Source organism: Paenibacillus sp. J22P218 (assembly GCF_056269195.1).
Genome location: NZ_JBWDNL010000002.1, coordinates 809,942 through 827,439, shown reverse-complemented (window position 1 = coordinate 827,439; position 17,498 = coordinate 809,942). Strand labels below are relative to the sequence as shown.

Below are 17,498 nucleotides of genomic sequence, written 5' to 3'. Positions count from 1 at the left end.
ACTAGATGGTTCCTATAGTAGCATTATGGACGGATGAGCTATAATTTAACCTCATCCTCTCGCGACATGAATCGGAACGGCGATCTGGAGTTGGCGGAATTGATCTTGCGCAAGCTCCATACCCACAGCACCGCCATGAACGGCACCATGAACCAAAGGTAATTAGAACCGATTGAAATAATAATCCAATCATAGATGGCATGAAGCGCGAATGGCAGCAGCATGGAGATGGCAAGAAGTCTCCTCGTCTTAATCGCGGGAGCAAACTTCGCCTTTCCAAAGTAATACCCCATCATAATGCCGAATAAGGCGTGACCGGATACAGGCAGCAGCGCACGTCCGAGCAAGGTTGCAAAGCTGGCTGGCGAGTAGATCGCATACAGCACGTTCTCCATCGTCGCGAAACCAAGCGAAATCGATGCGGCGTATACAATACCGTCATATGGCTCGTCGAATTCAGTATGGTTGTAAATGACGTGAAGAAGAACGAACCACTTCACGAACTCTTCTACCCCAGCTGACTCGAGGAATATGAACACCCCCGTGTAATCGCCTAGCCATATCTCTAGACCGCGCTGAATAACCATAATCGGTATAACGATAAGCAGGCCTAACACGAACATTCGCGCAACCATGTGGATCGGCTCTGCATCGTATTTATCTCTTAAATATAAGTAAGTAAGCAGCGAAATGCCTGGCGCAACCGCTGCTGTCAAGATAGAAAAAATAAGCATCTAACACCTGCCTTCTTACACCCACCCCCGGAAGCGAACCGCTTCCGCTACTTTGCGAATGCCGGCCATATAAGCAGCGAGCCGCATATCGACTTTGCGGGTGCGGTGAATGTCATACACTTGTTCGAAGCCTCGTATCATCATCAAGCGAAGCTTGTCATCAACCTCTTGTTCATCCCAGTAATAGCCTTGATTGTTCTGTACCCACTCGAAATAAGATACGATAACGCCGCCCGAGCTTGCAAGCACGTCAGGCACGAGCAATATCCCGCGATCGGATAAAATCCGAGTCGCCTCGAGTGTCGTAGGACCGTTAGCCGCCTCAACGACGACCTTAGCCTTAATGTTCGGCGCATTATGTTCGGTAATCTGATTCTCGATGGCTGCAGGGACAAGCACGTCGCAGTCAAGCTCAAGCAGTTGATCATTGGTGATCGTCTGCTGGAACAGATTAGTCACATTGCCGAAAGAATCGCGTCGATCCAGCAAATAAGGAATATCGAGTCCTTCTTCATTATACAACGCTCCGGACACATCGGAAATACCAATTACTCTCGCACCTGCTTCATGCATGAATTTGGCAAGATAACTTCCAGCATTGCCGAACCCTTGAATGACGATTCGCGCATTCGTCAGCTTGATGTCTTTCAGTCTTAAAGCTTCATGGATCATGATAACGACACCCCGCGCCGTAGCGGTCTCACGCCCTTTAGAGCCTCCGAGGACAAGCGGCTTGCCGGTGATGAAGCCCGGCGAATCAAATTCCCGAATGCGGCTGTATTCATCCAGCATCCAAGCCATAATCTGTGAATTTGTCATCACATCAGGGGCTGGGATGTCTTTCGTCGGGCCAACGATTTGGCTGACTGCTCGTACATATCCCCGGCTTAAACGCTCTAACTCGCGAATGGACATGCTGCGCGGGTCGCAGATAACGCCGCCTTTGCCTCCACCGTAAGGGAGATCGGCTATGCCGCATTTAAGCGTCATCCATATGGACAATGCTTTTACTTCATTCTCATTCACTGCGGGGTGGAAGCGAACGCCTCCCTTAGTTGGCCCAACTGCGTCATTATGCTGAGAACGATACCCTGTGAACACTTTCGTCTTGCCGTCATCCATACGTACCGGAATTCGAACGGTCAGCACCCTCATTGGTTCTTTCATCAGCTCGATCATATCTTGCTCATAGCCTAGCCGCTGCAGCGCTTGTTCGATTACGATTTGAGTCGCTTGCAGCACATCGGTCTCATTTTTGTCATTCATATCCCAATCACCGCCCTTGTCTCTTTATAATATGAGCGCCATGCTCACAGCGTATTCCATAAGAGACGGAGTCATGCGTTAGGACAGCCTGGAATGCAAGAAGAGCATCTTGCAAACCGGTAAGGTCGCAGATGCTCTCAACGAGGGATGGTGCTTAAAAGTTAAAATGAAGACATATTTGACGAATGGCCGACTCTGGCATAATAACCTTACCGTATTCCTCAAGCATCGCATAAGTGACGGATGTCGCTTCCCCGTATTCTGCAAGCAGGGCAATTACGGCATTATGCTTCGACGAGTCGATCAGCGCAGGCTCTAGCGCAAGAATATACTTCCCGTTGTACGAGTATAGCTTCCCATCTTCGGTTAAGCCGGAAGATTGAAGCTGCTTGCACACGGCAATGACATCCTCAAAGTCGCGGAATGAGTACATGACAATATCGCTTTGTTCGAGCGTAACTTCCATCTCGTATATTTCATCGTCCGCATCATCTTCTTCCAACGTGTGGCCGCCATCATGAGCGTGTGCATTCATCTTGCCGCGTGTAACGATGACCACCATACCTTGAGCGGGAAGGGCGAACACTTCAACTGCCAATGGGCCGCTGGCATCGAAACCGAGTTCCGTATATGCCTGGTCCATCATTTCACTGAACAGCTCGTGCACTTTAGGAATTTCGCGCCACATGTCGTCCTTATGGATCCCCCGTTCCGACAAGTCGTCGAACGTCAGGAAAATCCGTATCTTGTCCTGACTCAGCCGTTCGATTTTCATGACAGGATCCTCCTCTGCAGCATCTGTTGTAACAGCGTATGAAATTTTTAGTAAGATGTGATCAATTTGATCAAATCATGCTATGTAACTACTTTATCATGTATAACCGTCGAATGCACTAATATTGGGCAAAAAAAGGAATCGCATAACGGCTGGCTTATGCCAATCGTTGACTGCGATTCCGTGGATGCCGGGCTATGCTGTGGCAGCTAGTGGGCAAGGGCTGACGTTTCCGCTTTTATTTTGTCCGCTTCCTTCTTGATAGCCGGATCGTTGCTCACGATCGCCTCAATTTGTTCCCAAGCGGCTTCTGACCTTCCTGCGGAAGCGTCTGTATGCTTTGGGGCGACTTTCGACGCCTCGTGCATGAATCCTTTATTCATCATTTTGGACACCGACTTGCCCATCATATTCGAGCAAGCATTCGAGATCGCGCTCGAAGCCCACGCGAATGTTCCTGGACGTTTCCGCGATACATACACCGTCGCTGCCGCGCCGAGCAAACCGCCTACGATAAATCCGCTTAACTTCATCTGTAAGAACACCTCTTCCTTCGTCGTCTTTCGTATTCAGTTGTTAGTGTGACCGCCGCAGAGAGGCGTCATTCCCGATAAAATAAGGAAATGAGACTGAGTAGCCTATTGCGTGACTATGGTATACTAATGCCAAATTACAGCAAAACTCGACATAACATTGACGGAGGTAATCTTTAACGATGATGAAACGACGCCTGCCGATTTTAAACGCTCTTCTGACCGCTTCGCTATTCGTGATGTTAGCCGCTTGCAGTTCCAGTACGACGACGACAGAGACGGATCAAGCCTCCACAACTATACAGCAGCCCGCTTCCGCTACCGCGAAACCGTCCGAAACTCCATCTGCACAGGCAAGTGCTGTTCCTCACACCGAGACAACCGCTGCGCCAACCGAAGCCGTAAGCTCAAAGCCGCTCTACCGGATGACTGACGCTTACCGGTTCATACCGATCGATGAGGCTACTAGCGACAAAGCCGTACTTCTTACATTCGACGACGGACCAAATAATGAGACGATTATCGAAAGTCTGCTCACTACGCTGGACAAACATAAAGCGAAAGCGATCTTCTTCGTTAACGGCTACAGGGTCAAGCAAAACCCTGAGCTTCTGAAGCTCATCCAAGGCCGTGGACAAACGATCGGCAATCACGCTTGGGATCATATCAATTTGAAAGAAGCCAGCGATGATGCGGTGAAGCAGCAGATTGGCGATGTACAAGATGAGGTAAAGCGATTAACGGGAACCGCCCCCCTCTTCTTCCGACCGCCTTACGGCGCTGGCAACGACATCGTTAAGCAAACAGCAAAAGACCACGGCATGTTATACATGACGTGGTCTAACGGTTCGCTTGATTGGGAGAAACCGGCACGGGATAATCCCGCGGAGGTGATCCGCAATGTGATGGAGCAGCTTCATCCGGGCGCTAATATATTAATGCATGAATTGCAATGGACAGCCGATGCTTTGGATGAGCTGCTGACGAAGCTTGAGAAAGAAGGTTATACCTTCATTGATCCGGCGACTATTTCTCCTATTGCGTATACTTAATACCATAATAGAACAAACCCGCCACCAGACCAAGAAACAAAACTACAATAAGATTATAATACCATTTCGTTACTTTCTGCGCGCTTGATGGATGTTTCTTGCGTCTTGGCGGCAATGCCGAGACGTCGGTGGATTCGAGACTGCTTGCGGACGGCTCAGCCGTCCCTTCTAGTTGATAGTGTTCCTGTCTGCTCGAGCTTCCAGACCTGCTTCTCCTGCTCATGACTCCCTCCTGAATCGAATAATTAAACCCATAATCAAATCAATTACAAAATGCGCAATGATAGCGGACCAAATCGATCCGGTCTCCATATAAATCCAACCTAAGCCGTAGCTGATGGAGAAGACTAAGCCTGTCGGTATCCAATGTTTCAAATAACGCACATGGATGGTCGCGAATACGATACTTGTCCAATATGGACCGATCGCATGCTGAATGGCGCCGCGAAACAACAATTCCTCGCATATTGCTACAATAAACGAAATGAGAACAATATGCCACACCGGACGCTTGCGAAAAATACGATCGTTAACGCCGCCGTCATCCGCGGCTTCCTCCGGCACGAACCTGGAAATGAGCAGGTCAACCACGATGACCGCCGCCGCTAGTCCAACTCCCCACCACAGGAAAGAAAGCTCTTTCGGAAATTTGAATAATGCAATTATGTTTTGACGCTGAAATAATACCCATATCAAGCCGATAATAAAAGTAAGCCCTTGCGTCGCATACAAGTTAATGAGCAGCATTCTGTCGTCCAGATCGTCAACGGAAACTTTACGTACACGAATATTGCGAATATCGAACTTTTTCATCGTTTCCCGCCCGCCAATCTGTTTCGTTCATATTTTCTTTTTCGGCCTTTTAACCTATACTGATTAGAACTTAGAGACCCACCACATTACATATACATAGAAGGAGTTTGTCATGGAAAAGAAACTATCAGCTAACGCAATGCTATACAGCATCGGATTCGTCTTCATGCTCGCATGCTCGGTTGGCGCATTTTTTTACGGTATTGAAGTTGGCGCAGATCGGACCGAATCGAGATACGAAGCGGAGAAGGCCAGCGCAGAAGCTAAAGAATCGGTCAGTCCCTATCAGCAGCAGGATTTGGTTTCTTTCTATCATACCGTATTTTTGCCTTATCGTGAATTTCAAAACGAGTGGTTCAACGCCGTTAACAAGCTATCGCAAGGTGAGTCCATTGATGCTTCATCAGCTTTTAAAGAGTTGTCTAATCTAGCAAAAAATAAAGCGAGCGAAGCAAGCTCCTTCAATATGCAGAACTCCCCTCTGCTCGGTGAGGCGCAAGTCGGTTACATACGCAGCTTGAAACTATTCGCAGACGCGGCAACCCATGCGGCATCAAGTTCCAAATCTGCAAAGGGCGATGAACTGCTGCAAGTAATCGCCAAGGAGAAAAACTATATTACCGCTACCGCCCAATCATTAACCGCGCAGCAAGCCTATTATGATGCTATGCTGAAGTGGTCATCGAGCGTTAACGTCGATATTCCTAGCGAATACAAGCTCTCAGCCAAGCTCGATCTCGCTAAGTGGGAAACGCTGCCTATTACGGTCAAGAACAAGCTCATGGCCGATTCCTTGCTCGGCCGCAAGCAGATCACGACTTTTTATCCTCATGATCTGACTAGCCGGGTCGATGAATTTATCATTTCCGGTCAAGCCGCGAAGATGAAACTCGGTACCGTGTCCCAAATCGTTGCGCTGCTGCTTGACACGGACGCTGTCCGTAGCGGAGACTTTGCTGACAGTCACGCGAAGCTTTACAAGAAAACGTTGCTTCCGCAGTTGCCTTTCTTCTCTGCGAATGCCGACTAACTAATATTAATCATACTGAAAGTTTCTTAACGAGGCTATAGCCGCCATTCCGCCTGTAACATTGCGGAGGTCGCTATAGCCTTGTTCTTCTAAATAACGGCATACGGCCTCGCTTCGAACGCCATGCGCGCATACGATATACAGCGTCTTGTTGGTTGGCAGTTCATCCAGTCTGCCGGGAATGGTGTTCATTGGAAATAAGGTTGTATGCTCTAAGTGGTAATAGTCCCATTCGTACGGCTCGCGTACGTCAATGATTTGCGAAGCATCTGCTTCAACGCTTTCCAAAATTGCTATTAATTGCTCAGGAGCTACATCCTGCCATTTTGTCATTATCCTATACCTCCTGTGTCGTCATTTGTTGCTCACAATGGTTGAATCATATCGAAATTTTCACAAATCAGCAAGTTTGAGCATTGCAATTGTCCACTCGCTTGCTATAAAATAGAAAAGTCCGAGTCTACTTTTAGAATTCACTTTCGTTCCAGTGCGGCAACAGCCGTTATGGCTTGGAATACGCTCCACTTCGGTCACGACTTGATGATCCAACTCTCGTCCCGATGCTGCAAGTCGAAGCCGGGACGGGGGTTTTTCTGTTCATATTAGAAAGCAAGGCACAATCGCCTTGCACCAATTTAGGAGGCATACTTCTCATGTTTAAAGTGTTAGTTTCCGATCCGATCAGCGATTTGGGCATCCAGCAGCTAGTTGATGCAAATGATGTCACCGTAGACAAAAAACCTGGCCTTAGCGAGGACGAGCTTGTTGCCATTATCGGCGAATACGACGCTCTTCTCGTTCGCAGCCAAACAAGAGTAACCGCTAAAATCATGGAAGCAGGCAAACAGCTTAAAGTCGTTGGCCGTGCTGGTGTCGGCGTCGACAACATCGACCTCGAAGCGGCTACGCAAAACGGTATTATTGTCATTAACGCTCCAGACGGCAATACGATTACGACATGCGAGCATACTTTCGCTATGATGATGGCTGTTGCGCGCCATATCCCGCAAGCCTATCTGAAGACCGTTGGCGGCGAATGGGATCGCAAATCGTTCCTTGGCGTAGAGCTTCGCAACAAAACGCTTGGCGTCCTCGGCATGGGCCGTATCGGCAGCGAAGTAGCAAAACGCGCTAAAGCTTTCGGCATGGACATTCTCGGCTACGACCCGTTCATGACGGAGGAGCGTGCAGAGAAAATCGGCGTCAAGCTCGCTTCGGTTGACGAGATCGTTCGCAACGCAGACTTTATGACGGTTCATACTCCGCTGACTCCTGAGACTCGCCACATGATCGGCAAAGCGCAATTCGAAGTCATGAAGCCAGGCATGCGCATCGTGAACTGCGCACGCGGCGGCATTATTGATGAGATTGCTCTCGTTGACGCAGTTAATAAAGGCGTTGTAGCGGGTGCTGCTTTCGACGTATTCGAGGTTGAGCCTCCAGCTGAAGATCATCCATTCCTAACGCATCCGAAAATCATCGTAACGCCGCATCTTGGCGCTTCTACTGTCGAAGCTCAAGAAAACGTTGCTATCGACGTTTCGGAGCAAGTGCTTCACATATTGCGTGACGAGCCGTTCATGAACGCGGTTAACATGCCTCCTATCCCGGCTAACCTGCAAAACATTTTGCAGCCGTACTACACGCTTGGCGAGAAGCTCGGAAGCTTTATCGCTCAATCGACGGAAGGCGCTGTTCAAGAAATCATCGTTAACTATGCCGGCGAGCTGGCTGAAGTTGACACGCAACCATTGACGCGCTACATCGTTCGCGGCGTTCTTGCGCATCACCTCGGTCTTGAGAACGTAAATGTGGTCAACTCGATGCATCTTGCAAAAACAAGAGACGTTAATATCGTGATCCGTAAATCGACGGCTTCCAAAGACTTCACGAACCTCGTGTCCGTGTCGCTTCGCACGAAGAAGGAAGAGCATGTCGTATCGGGTACTTTGCTAACTGGCTACGGTCCTCGCATCGTACAGATCGATAAGTTCCCAGTTGACGTTACGCCTGAAGGCAACCTGATTCTGATCTCGCACAACGACAGACCGGGTATCATCGGTCGCGTCGGCACATTGCTTGGCAACAACGATGTGAACATTGCGACGATGCAAGTAGGACGCCAGCTTGAAGGCGGATCGGCTATCATGGTCCTTCGTGTTGACAAAGCCGCTCCGAAAGAAGTGCTTCAACAGTTGACAAGCCTTCCTGAGCTGAACACAGCTAAGGAAATCAAGCTTTACTAATAGAACCGCTGCTCTGAACAAGAACCTCATCTCCCATTTGCGGATGATGAGGTTCTTTTATTTTACTTATTGTATAGATACTTACCCCATTGTTTCACGAACAACAAGATTAAACGATGGTTCTCAACAAAAAAAGCGCTCCGCAAGGGAACGCTTTGACAACTATTGATGATAATCGACAGGAAGCAACAGGGTGAACGATGTGCCAACGCCAACAGCGCTTTCCACCACAATACGGCCTTTATGAAGGTCGATCAGGTTTTTCACGATCGCAAGACCAAGGCCGGTACCGCTGGAAGAACCGCGTTTGCGGGCTTTATCCGCCTTATAGAACCGTTCGAATACGTACGGAACATCCTCCACCGGAATTCCTTGCCCTTCGTCACGAACCATAATTTGAATGAAGGCTTCTCCATTCACATCCGCCTGATGCCCTGCTATAGTGATAGACTTCCCAGCCGGCGTATGCCTAAGTGCGTTATCGAGCAGATTCGTTAATACCTGCTCTAAGCGATCCTCATCGGCCTCCAGCATCGTAAGCGGCTCATTCGGAATATCGATCTGAAGCCGCACTTCTCTCTCCTTCGCATACACTTGGAACTTCCGGTGGACGCGCTTCAGAACATGGCACAGATCGATCTCGTGGAAGTTCATCTCCACATGCCCTGCTTCCATCCGAGCGATGTCAAGGAAGTCATTGACGAGCCTGCCCATACGAAGCGACTCGTCATGGATAACCTGCACAAGCTCCTTGCCTTCCTCAGGCGAAGCGACAATATCATCAAGCAATGCTTCGCTATAGCCTTGCAGCATCGATAATGGCGTGCGAATCTCATGCGATATGTTCGCTACGAAGTCTCTGCGCAGCTTCTCAAGCTTATGCTCCTCGGTTACATTCCGTATTACGGCCACTGCACCCCGGACAACGCCGTTCGATTGAAGCGGCGCCATAACGACCGACCATACGTTAGTATGAACATGTACCTTCTCGCTTAAGTCATGCCCCTTTTCCATTACGGATTGGTACAATTCTCGCAGTGGCATCGGTACGCTCTCGTAGTGTGCATCGTTATTCGGCAACTCGTCATCATGCCATTCATGCTTGAGCCCCGACCACTGATTGATGAGCAGATGACCGCTCGGATTTGTCAATATCACTTGACCTGCCGCATCGAACGTAATAACCGAATCGCCCATGCTTCGCAGGATGCTGGTCAAATGATTTTTCTCATGATTCAAATCGTGAATCAGTTTGTCAAGCTGCTCGGTCATATGATTGAATGTCTTCGCAAGCTCGCCGATCTCATCCGTCGACCGAATATCGACCCTTGTGCTGTAATTGCCTTGCGACACGGAATCCGCTGCGTTCTTAAGCTGCAATAACGGCTGTTGGATCTTCGCCGACAGGAAGAAAGCGAAGAACGTAGACAGCAGGAAACCGATGATGGCAACGACGATGAACAAAATCTTAATATCATGGGCATCCTCATTAAACCATATATCAATATATTGCAGCAAAAATACGCCTAATATGATGAGTACAACCGCTACAAGCAGCATGATGGTAGCCCAAAGCTTGCCGACCACGCTGTTCCATAGCATGCGTGTCAATCGTTGAATCAACTTCATTTACTTCGGTACCTCAAGCTTATAGCCGACGCCCCATACGGTCGTTATCATTGCGGCCGCGTCCGGAGACACTTTGTTCAGTTTCTCGCGAAGCCGCTTCACATGGGTATCCACTGTCCGCAAGTCACCGAAAAACTCGTAGTTCCAAACATCCTTTAGCAGCTCCTCGCGCGAGAATACTTTATCCGGCGAGACGGCCAAGTAGTGCAGCAGCTCATATTCCTTAGGCGTTAGGCTTACTTCTTGACCTCCGGCTGTTACGCGGTGCGCGTCATGCTCAATGATCAAGTTAGGAAACACGATGTTGTTGCTGGAGTTAATCTCCTTGGTCAAGAACGCAGTAGCAGACGAACGACGCAGTATCGCTTTCACGCGATAGATCACTTCGCGCGGGCTGAATGGCTTAACAACATAGTCGTCAGCGCCAACCTCGAAGCCCTGTACGCGGTTCATTTCCTCGCCTTTTGCGGTCAGCATAATGACCGGCGTCGCCTTAATCTGACGAAGTCGCGAGCATACCTCGACGCCATCGATTCCCGGCAGCATTACATCGAGCAATATCAATGCGTAATCCGTATTTGATGCAAGCCGAAGCGCTGTCTCTCCATCCTCAGCCTCATCAATCGTATAGCCTTCCTTCTCCAAATACATTTTGAGCAGGCGGCGAATTCGTTCCTCATCGTCAACGACTAAAATACGGTTTGAGTAATCGGTCATACGGCATTACTCCTCTCCATTCTTGTGTTAAGTCCCTGAGTAAGAATGCAAACCGGCGATAATCAAGTTGACGCCGATCAATGTAAACAATACAATAACAAATCCGATAACCGCTAGCCAAGCCGAACGCAATCCTTGCCAGCCTCGCGATAGACGGAAATGCAAGTAGGCGCTGTAGTAAAGCCATGTAATAAGTGCCCATACTTCCTTCGGATCCCAGCCCCAGAAGCGACCCCAAGCTTTCTCCGCCCATATCATGGCGAAGATGAGTGCGCCTAGTGTAAAGACCGGGAAACCGATCGCAATCGCACGATAGCTGATTTCATCCAGATCTTCAGGATCGATGCCTTCCATCGCCGGGTGAATCACTGCACCCAGACGCTTGCGGAAGGCAAGGCGGAGCAATCCGTATAAAATGCTGCCCGCAATAACCGACCATACAACGGTGTTCAGCTTACGGCCTGCGTTAATGCCATTCATCCAATAAGGCGCTTCGAATAGCGGTTTCTCCAAGCCAAGGAAGCTGTCCATCTCGACGACCTGGCTATTGTAAGGCTTCACGATCGGCGGAAGCGCATAAGCAACCTTCTCCGTTGTCGTTTGCTCAATGCCCTTGCTGTCGATTTCCGATATTTCTTGAGTGAAGTGCGCTTCATAACCGGCGCCGCGGAAGCCGAATACGGCAATAATAAATCCAACGATTAAGATAAGCGAGTACAGGGTGAATTCAACCCAAAATTGATCTCTACGAGCTTCCTTCGTCGTCTGTTTGAAATCGACAACACGCAACAGATACATCAGACCTGCAGCAAAACCAACTGCGAAGAATGCCTCGCCAAGCGCAGCCGTCGTCACGTGAATCTTAAGCCAGTTCGACGTAAGGGCCGGAATCAAAGGCTGTACATCGCTTGGGAATACGGCCGCATATGCAACGATGATAACCGTTAGCGGCAAGGCGAACATGCCGAGCAACGGCTTGCGATAAATCGCATGAATGATCGTGTACGCAATCATAATGGCCATACCGAGGAAGGTCATGAACTCATACATGTTGCTCGTAGGAATTTGCCCGCTGCCTGCCCAGCGCGTGAAGAAGAACGCTAAGTGAGCCGCAAGTCCAAGACTGGATGTAATAAATGCGATCTTGCCCCAGCGTCTTTCATGATCGGCTGGCTTGCGATTGCTCCATTTCTTGCCGGCAACCGCGATGACATAGAACATAAAGGCAAAGCAGTAAAGAAAGAATGCGACTAAAAAAACGTCGCTGCTAAATTCGACTAAACTCACGCGTTGTTCCCTCCGTTATCGAGCGCCTTCGGATCGACGGTAATCCCGATTTTTTTGAGCGCACCGGCTACATCCGAGCGCATGCCGTACCAGTTCTTATTCGTATGAGCGCCAAGCGACAGCTCGCCGTCATCAACGCGCAGCCATATTCTTCGGTGCTGCCAATAAGAGCCCATAAGCAGGCCGAGCATCGAGAATACTGCGCCGATCCATACGTAAGGAAGCGCTCTGTCCATCCTTACGTTCAAATAGGTGGATGCTTCCGAGAACTCGACGTTCTCCATTCCATCAACCTTGATTTCAATCTTCTCAGCCAATGCGCCATTAATGACATCCTGGGCAAACTTTACTTTGTCCTTCTGCATCGGGAAGTACATATAAGGCTCTCCCTCGGCTGCAAGTCCAGGACCTTTGACCGTAAAGATGAATGCAGGCGCAATTGGATCACGCGAAAGCGTTGTCGGTTTGCCATTGCTGTCGAGCGCGAATTCCATGAAATTCGCATATAGTTCAAGCGTATAAGGACCAAGCTCATGTTTGAGTGCCGAGTCTTTCATCGGCAAGTCGAACGGTCCATACGATTCACCTGTCTGCTTGTTGATAAGAACCGGGTGAACTGCATTTAGTCGCGGCGTCATATCGAAGTCGAACTGATACAGCTTAAGACCTTTGTACTTAAGCGGATCATTGACGATAATATCATGACGCTTCACTTCCGTAAGCTCCGGCTGCTTCAGCGGATCGTCGCAATTGCTTGAACATGTGTACAATACCGCTTGCGTCTTGAACAGCTTTGCACGCGCTGTCCCCTTCAGCGTCTCAGGCAGCTCATCATCCTTATAAAATTCAATGATGAACTTCTCGTTCTTAACGTAATAGTTCGTTCCGCTAATTTGAACCGTATCACCATCTGGTATCGTAATATACGAATCCATTTGGAAGCCTGGAAGGCTGCGAGCCAGTATTGCAAGCAAGAACAGGATCAAGCCGATGTGATTGATATAAGGACCCCAGCGGCTGAAACGATTTTTCTCCGCAAGCAATGAGCTCCCGTCGCGATGGATGCGATAGCCCTTGCGCTTCAGCTGCGCGCCGAATTGCTCTGCCCATTGCTCTGGATCGCCTTCAATGGTCTGCTTGTACACCGTCTTCTGACGGTTAATGAACAGCAGATGCTTGCGGATCTGTTGCTTGTTAAGCGCCCGATAAAGCGGCAGCACGCGGTCGAGACTGCAAATGACGAGCGACGTTCCAATCATGACAAGCAAGCCGATAAACCACCATGATTCGTATGTATGGGACAAGCCGAGCAAATAATAAATTTTGCCGGTTAGGCCATACGTCTCCTCATAATAAACGGCAGGCTCGAAGTTATTGATGAATGTATTCTCCTGCGGGTAGATCGTTCCCAACATTGCCGTTACGAATGTAATAATAATTAAGTAAATCGCGATTTTGACAGAAGAGAAGAAGTTCCACACCCGGTCGATGACATTCGGATTGCTCTTCTGCGAACGGCGCGCGACGCCGTCATAACGCATCTCAAGCGGCGTTTCGGTATCTTCGGCTTCGGATGGCAAAAGCGGCTTGCCGCAGCTTTCGCATAATACCGTGCCTACCGAGTTTTGATGGCCGCATTCGCATTTTGTGTTCTCTACGACTAACACAGCTTATCCTCCTAGAGCTGAAGCAAACGTTCAATCCGATCGTCAATCTCTTGCTCCGTCATGCCGCCTACTTTAATCTCCATTATTTTACCGTCCGGTCCGATGAAGAAGGTCGTCGGGTAGGAGCGCAGCCCGTAGCTGCGTTCCGTCTTGCGGCTGACGTCGCGCAGAATCGGATAGTTCAAATCGAATTGGCGAACAAAGTTGTTCACGGTCAAAGTGTCTTCGCTTAAATTAATGGCCAGAATAACGAGGCCTTGGTCTTTCCACTTGGCGTATTGCCGCTCGAACTCTGGCATTTCTTTCACGCATGGCGGACAGAAAGTGCCCCAAAAGTTAACGACAACCGCTTTTCCCTTATAATCCGACAATGCCGTTGTACCGCCGTCCAGATTGGCCAATGTGAATGAAGGCGGCTCGCTGCCTGCCTTTAGCGGACCTTCCGAATCTGACGCGAACAACGTCGATCCGATCGCATAACCGCCTATAATAAGTACGGCAGCCAATATGATGATTTGGACCGTTTTGCGAGATTTTCCCATTAGCTTGCCTCACCACCTGCTTCTATCTCTGCTGAATGAATGACTACTTTAGTACCATTATAACGAAAAGTCGACGGCAATAACTGCCGCCGTCGTTTACTTTTTATGAACTTTATGTGTCTTGCGAGCCTCAGCGAGCAGGCTGTCAATCTCTTTGGGAGTTAGATGTCTGTATTTGCCGCGGCCAAGATCCTGCAGATAAAGATCGCCGAATTTAATACGTTTCAGACGGACGACTTTATGGCCGATTGCCTCGAACATTCTGCGAACCTGACGGTTGCGGCCCTCGTATATCGTAATCGATATTTTGGCTTCATTATTTTCCGTATCGACGTCATGATATTCAACCTCAGCGGGCGCCGTCATCCCGTCCTCTAGCATAATGCCCTTCTGAAGCTTCTCAAGCGCGCTGCCATGCGGTACGCCTTTGACCGTCGCGTGATACGTCTTCGGGACGTGATGGCTCGGATGCGTAAGCATATTGGCGAACTCACCGTCGTTCGTAAGCAGAAGCAGTCCTTCTGTATCGTAGTCCAAACGTCCGACAGGGTATACCCTCTCTTTAATACCGGGCAAGAAGTCACCGACGACCTTGCGGCCTTGCGGATCCTTGGCGCTCGATATGACGCCCTTCGACTTATTAAGCATGACGTAAATTTTCTTCTCGCCTTTGATCGGCTTGCCGTTCACCGTAATGGCATCAACGGCTGGATCCGCTTTGACGCCGAGCGTCGTTACTTTCTCGCCGTTCACCTCAACCATGCCGGCCATTATCATTTCCTCGCATTTGCGACGGGATGCGACACCCGCTTGCGCTAATATTTTCTGTAAACGTTCCAATGCTTTCACCTCATCCTCCATCATACCGATTAGGAGAACAAAGTACAAGCTGTGTTAGCCGAATATGTACAAGCAAATGAATATCGCCGCCAAAAAACCGACCAAATCGGAGAAAAGACCTACTTTTAACGCATATTTCGTTCTGCGGATGCCGATAGCTCCGAAGTAGACGGTCAGCACATAAAGAGTCGTATCGGTGCTGCCTTGAATCGTTGAAGCAATTCTTCCGATCATCGAATCCGGTCCATAGGTCTGAATAAGGTCAGCGGTAAACGCAAGCGATCCTGCGCCCGTAAGAGGACGCAAGATGCCTAGCGGAAGCACCTCGCTTGGGATACCGAGCCAGTCGAATAGCGGCCTTACGGCAGACAACATCAGCTCCATCGCGCCCGATGCGCGGAACATGCTGATCGCAACCATCATTCCGACGAGATGCGGAATAATATTAATCGCTGTACCGAACCCGTCCTTCGCCCCTTCGACGAACGTTTCATAGACGGGCACCTTGCGTCTTAACGCCGCATAGAGAGGGATGAATACGATGATGGCAGGAATCATCCATGCGGATAGATTGGTGAATAATTCATACAAGCGTCTCACCCCCGCCAGCAGAAGGTTTTGACAATGATTGCTGTTGATTTTGCGGCTGCTTGTTCAGGTTTAACTGTGGTGGGGTCATAGGAGGGGACTTTCTTCTATACCATCGGTCGGCAACAATTGCCGCTGACGTGGCAACGAAAGTTGCAGCTAACGTCGTACCGATAATTTCAGCAGGATTAGCCGAGCCATAATTCATTCGAATCGCAATAAGTGTCGTCGGCACGATCGTAATGCTGGACGTATTAAGCGCAAGCAACGTACACATTGCAGGCGTTGCCGTCGATGGATCGGGATTCAGCTTCTGAAGCTCCTGCATAGCCTTAATCCCCATTGGCGTTGCCGCATTGCCAAGTCCGAATAAATTTGCGCTTAGATTGCTCATAATGTATCCAATTGCCGGATGGTTATGAGGAATGTCCGGGAACAGTTTGCGTACGAGAGGTCCAAGCATGCGAGCCATTGTCTTAAGCAAGCCTGCATCCTCTGCTATTCGCATCATTCCAAGCCAGAATACCATAATGCTTATGAGGCCGAAGCTTACGGTCACGCCCGACTTTGCCCCTTCGAAAGCTGCTTGCGTTACCGCGTCCATGTTGCCGTTTATCGCGGCTACCGCTACGCTAGCCGCGATAAAAAACAACCATATCCAATTCACCATATAAACCGTCTCCCCTCGGTTTTATGCTTTATATGAAACAATTACTTATTCACGATATCCCTTAATCGATTGCTTCCCGCATCATAAACAGGGGTCGAACCGATCTTCTCTCCTTTCAGAAACCATTGGAGCGACCCGCGTTCGCCAAGCGCATAACTCGTTGAGTTTGGCGGAGTTAGAACCAGACTTGTATGAATGGAATCCTGCTCGTCCAGCTCAAGTGGATAACTGAATCCTTGGCCAAGCGCATATGGATAACCGGCGATCGATTGCCCCTTGCTGGCAAGCTTCTGAAGCGGATAGTTAGCGAAGCCCCAGTCAAGCATTTGTTTGTGGTCATTCCAGTCATCGCTGTCATTAATGGTTACTGCGGCAAGCTGCTGGCCATTCCTAGTAGCTGAGCTAACGAGGCAGCGAAGCGACTTTTTGGTATAGCCTGTTTTGACACCGTCCGCACCTTCGTACATGGCTAGCATTTTATTTTTGTTCGGCCAAGTGTAGTCCCATTTCTCGTGCGGATTGGGTACTTTTTTTTCTCTCGTGCCAACGATTCGGGCAAATGTTTTATTTTTGAGCGCATAAGCAGTCAATACGGCAAGATCATTAGCTGAAGAATAATGCCCCTCTTCATCAAGACCGTGCGGATTTTTGAATTGCGAATGCTTCAGATTAAGAAAACGCGCCTTCTCGTTCATCAGGTGGACGAAGCCCTCTTCTGAACCTCCTACATGCTCGGCGATCGCGGTTGCCGCATCATTGCCGGAGCGAAGCATAAGACCATACAGCATGTTTTCAAGCGTCATTTCTTCGCCTAATTGGAGGTAGATCGATGATCCCTCCTTGCCAACCGCCCTCTTTGGTGTTTTCACCTTATCGCCCAGCTTACCGTGGTCTATGGCCACGATTGCAGTCATGATCTTCGTCAAGCTTGCAATTCTCATCGATTGATCGCCATTGGTGCTATATAGGACTCTGCCAGAGCTGACATCAATTAACGCGGCCGCTCTTGCATTCGTACCGATCGGCTTTGGTTTCGCATCTGCTGTCTGTTGAATCGCCAACGTCATTACTCCTAATAAGAGCATGGAAGCTATAGCGATTCTATACCG

19 protein-coding genes are annotated in these 17,498 nt (G+C 49.2%); 3 read left to right on the top strand and 16 right to left on the bottom strand.

Annotation, left to right across the window (positions count from 1 at the left end):
- Positions 1 to 38: 38 nt before the first annotated feature.
- The 4 genes from prsW to AC0YN0_RS12620 form a co-directional block, all read right to left on the bottom strand.
- Positions 39 to 734 (bottom strand): glutamic-type intramembrane protease PrsW, encoded by a 696-nt coding sequence (gene prsW / locus AC0YN0_RS12635; RefSeq protein WP_442050413.1) that lies wholly within the window; start codon positions 732 to 734, stop codon positions 39 to 41.
- 15 nt (positions 735 to 749) lie between these two features.
- Positions 750 to 2,000: a Glu/Leu/Phe/Val family dehydrogenase gene (locus AC0YN0_RS12630; RefSeq protein WP_475821540.1), complete on the bottom strand. Its 1,251-nt coding sequence runs from the start codon at positions 1,998 to 2,000 to the stop codon at positions 750 to 752.
- A gap of 154 nt (positions 2,001 to 2,154) precedes the next feature.
- A complete protein-coding gene (locus AC0YN0_RS12625; RefSeq protein WP_475821539.1) occupies positions 2,155 to 2,775 on the bottom strand; it encodes a genetic competence negative regulator in 621 nt (206 codons plus the stop codon).
- 209 nt (positions 2,776 to 2,984) lie between these two features.
- The gene (locus AC0YN0_RS12620) at positions 2,985 to 3,308 is read right to left on the bottom strand and encodes a hypothetical protein (RefSeq protein ID WP_475821538.1); all 324 of its coding nucleotides are present in this window, start codon (positions 3,306 to 3,308) and stop codon (positions 2,985 to 2,987) included.
- Between the two features lie 182 nt (positions 3,309 to 3,490).
- Here AC0YN0_RS12620 and AC0YN0_RS12615 point away from each other — a divergent pair, with 182 nt between their 5' ends.
- On the top strand, positions 3,491 to 4,360 hold the full coding sequence (locus AC0YN0_RS12615) for a polysaccharide deacetylase family protein (RefSeq protein ID WP_475821537.1): 870 nt from the start codon (positions 3,491 to 3,493) through the stop codon (positions 4,358 to 4,360).
- Here the strand turns inward: AC0YN0_RS12615 and AC0YN0_RS12610 are convergent.
- Together AC0YN0_RS12610 and AC0YN0_RS12605 are read right to left on the bottom strand one after the other, a co-directional pair.
- A complete protein-coding gene (locus tag AC0YN0_RS12610) occupies positions 4,344 to 4,583 on the bottom strand; it encodes a hypothetical protein (RefSeq protein ID WP_442050418.1) in 240 nt (79 codons plus the stop codon). The genes AC0YN0_RS12615 and AC0YN0_RS12610 overlap by 17 nt on opposite strands.
- Positions 4,580 to 5,173: a lysostaphin resistance A-like protein gene (locus AC0YN0_RS12605; protein ID WP_475821536.1), complete on the bottom strand. Its 594-nt coding sequence runs from the start codon at positions 5,171 to 5,173 to the stop codon at positions 4,580 to 4,582. The genes AC0YN0_RS12610 and AC0YN0_RS12605 overlap by 4 nt, the downstream gene beginning before the upstream one ends.
- 112 nt (positions 5,174 to 5,285) lie before the next feature.
- On the opposite strand from AC0YN0_RS12605, the gene AC0YN0_RS12600 reads away from it, so the two are divergent.
- Entirely contained in the window at positions 5,286 to 6,203 is a 918-nt protein-coding gene (locus AC0YN0_RS12600) for a hypothetical protein (protein ID WP_475821535.1), read from the top strand.
- A gap of 6 nt (positions 6,204 to 6,209) precedes the next feature.
- Here the strand turns inward: AC0YN0_RS12600 and AC0YN0_RS12595 are convergent, their stop codons facing one another.
- On the bottom strand, positions 6,210 to 6,536 hold the full coding sequence (locus AC0YN0_RS12595) for a rhodanese-like domain-containing protein (protein WP_475821534.1): 327 nt from the start codon (positions 6,534 to 6,536) through the stop codon (positions 6,210 to 6,212).
- A gap of 320 nt (positions 6,537 to 6,856) precedes the next feature.
- On the opposite strand from AC0YN0_RS12595, the gene serA reads away from it, so the two are divergent.
- On the top strand, positions 6,857 to 8,449 hold the full coding sequence (serA, locus tag AC0YN0_RS12590) for a phosphoglycerate dehydrogenase (RefSeq protein ID WP_475821533.1): 1,593 nt from the start codon (positions 6,857 to 6,859) through the stop codon (positions 8,447 to 8,449).
- A 162-nt stretch (positions 8,450 to 8,611) separates the two neighbouring features.
- Here serA and AC0YN0_RS12585 read toward each other — a convergent pair whose 3' ends face one another.
- The 9 genes from AC0YN0_RS12585 to AC0YN0_RS12545 all read right to left on the bottom strand — a co-directional run bounded on the left by AC0YN0_RS12585 (position 8,612) and on the right by AC0YN0_RS12545 (position 17,456).
- Positions 8,612 to 10,078: a HAMP domain-containing sensor histidine kinase gene (locus AC0YN0_RS12585; protein WP_475821532.1), complete on the bottom strand. Its 1,467-nt coding sequence runs from the start codon at positions 10,076 to 10,078 to the stop codon at positions 8,612 to 8,614.
- Positions 10,079 to 10,795, bottom strand: coding sequence for a response regulator transcription factor (locus tag AC0YN0_RS12580; RefSeq protein WP_307201672.1), 717 nt, complete (start codon positions 10,793 to 10,795; stop codon positions 10,079 to 10,081).
- A gap of 27 nt (positions 10,796 to 10,822) precedes the next feature.
- Positions 10,823 to 12,082, bottom strand: a complete 1,260-nt coding sequence (gene ccsA / locus AC0YN0_RS12575) for a cytochrome c biogenesis protein CcsA (protein ID WP_475821531.1) — start codon at positions 12,080 to 12,082, stop codon at positions 10,823 to 10,825.
- Positions 12,079 to 13,749 carry a cytochrome c biogenesis protein ResB gene (gene resB, locus AC0YN0_RS12570; protein ID WP_475821530.1) on the bottom strand — a complete coding sequence of 557 codons (1,671 nt, stop codon included), beginning with the start codon at positions 13,747 to 13,749 and terminating at the stop codon, positions 12,079 to 12,081. The genes ccsA and resB overlap by 4 nt, the downstream gene beginning before the upstream one ends.
- A gap of 11 nt (positions 13,750 to 13,760) precedes the next feature.
- Positions 13,761 to 14,291: a redoxin domain-containing protein gene (locus AC0YN0_RS12565; RefSeq protein WP_442050426.1), complete on the bottom strand. Its 531-nt coding sequence runs from the start codon at positions 14,289 to 14,291 to the stop codon at positions 13,761 to 13,763.
- A gap of 96 nt (positions 14,292 to 14,387) precedes the next feature.
- Positions 14,388 to 15,131: a pseudouridine synthase gene (locus AC0YN0_RS12560; RefSeq protein ID WP_442050427.1), complete on the bottom strand. Its 744-nt coding sequence runs from the start codon at positions 15,129 to 15,131 to the stop codon at positions 14,388 to 14,390.
- Between the two features lie 54 nt (positions 15,132 to 15,185).
- Positions 15,186 to 15,689 (bottom strand): spore maturation protein, encoded by a 504-nt coding sequence (locus AC0YN0_RS12555; RefSeq protein ID WP_442050463.1) that lies wholly within the window; start codon positions 15,687 to 15,689, stop codon positions 15,186 to 15,188.
- Positions 15,690 to 15,714: 25 nt separating this feature from the next.
- Positions 15,715 to 16,389: a nucleoside recognition domain-containing protein gene (locus tag AC0YN0_RS12550; RefSeq protein WP_442050428.1), complete on the bottom strand. Its 675-nt coding sequence runs from the start codon at positions 16,387 to 16,389 to the stop codon at positions 15,715 to 15,717.
- A 41-nt stretch (positions 16,390 to 16,430) separates the two neighbouring features.
- Positions 16,431 to 17,456, bottom strand: coding sequence for a D-alanyl-D-alanine carboxypeptidase family protein (locus AC0YN0_RS12545; RefSeq protein ID WP_475821898.1), 1,026 nt, complete (start codon positions 17,454 to 17,456; stop codon positions 16,431 to 16,433).
- Positions 17,457 to 17,498 lie beyond the last annotated feature (42 nt).

Bases quoted from the DNA above. Each gene is read 5' to 3' on its own strand.
- AC0YN0_RS12625 (WP_475821539.1), bottom strand. From the start codon at position 2,775: ATGAAAATCGAACGGCTGAGTCAGGACAAGATACGGATTTTCCTGACG.
- serA (WP_475821533.1), top strand. From the start codon at position 6,857: ATGTTTAAAGTGTTAGTTTCCGATCCGATCAGCGATTTGGGCATCCAG.
- AC0YN0_RS12610 (WP_442050418.1), bottom strand. From the start codon at position 4,583: ATGAGCAGGAGAAGCAGGTCTGGAAGCTCGAGCAGACAGGAACACTAT.
- AC0YN0_RS12620 (WP_475821538.1), bottom strand. From the start codon at position 3,308: ATGAAGTTAAGCGGATTTATCGTAGGCGGTTTGCTCGGCGCGGCAGCG.
- AC0YN0_RS12600 (WP_475821535.1), top strand. From the start codon at position 5,286: ATGGAAAAGAAACTATCAGCTAACGCAATGCTATACAGCATCGGATTC.
- AC0YN0_RS12550 (WP_442050428.1), bottom strand. From the start codon at position 16,389: ATGGTGAATTGGATATGGTTGTTTTTTATCGCGGCTAGCGTAGCGGTA.
- AC0YN0_RS12630 (WP_475821540.1), bottom strand. From the start codon at position 2,000: ATGAATGACAAAAATGAGACCGATGTGCTGCAAGCGACTCAAATCGTA.
- AC0YN0_RS12585 (WP_475821532.1), bottom strand. From the start codon at position 10,078: ATGAAGTTGATTCAACGATTGACACGCATGCTATGGAACAGCGTGGTC.
- AC0YN0_RS12605 (WP_475821536.1), bottom strand. From the start codon at position 5,173: ATGAAAAAGTTCGATATTCGCAATATTCGTGTACGTAAAGTTTCCGTT.
- AC0YN0_RS12555 (WP_442050463.1), bottom strand. From the start codon at position 15,689: ATGATTCCTGCCATCATCGTATTCATCCCTCTCTATGCGGCGTTAAGA.
- prsW (WP_442050413.1), bottom strand. From the start codon at position 734: ATGCTTATTTTTTCTATCTTGACAGCAGCGGTTGCGCCAGGCATTTCG.
- AC0YN0_RS12565 (WP_442050426.1), bottom strand. From the start codon at position 14,291: ATGGGAAAATCTCGCAAAACGGTCCAAATCATCATATTGGCTGCCGTA.
- AC0YN0_RS12545 (WP_475821898.1), bottom strand. From the start codon at position 17,456: ATGACGTTGGCGATTCAACAGACAGCAGATGCGAAACCAAAGCCGATC.
- AC0YN0_RS12595 (WP_475821534.1), bottom strand. From the start codon at position 6,536: ATGACAAAATGGCAGGATGTAGCTCCTGAGCAATTAATAGCAATTTTG.
- AC0YN0_RS12615 (WP_475821537.1), top strand. From the start codon at position 3,491: ATGATGAAACGACGCCTGCCGATTTTAAACGCTCTTCTGACCGCTTCG.
- AC0YN0_RS12580 (WP_307201672.1), bottom strand. From the start codon at position 10,795: ATGACCGATTACTCAAACCGTATTTTAGTCGTTGACGATGAGGAACGA.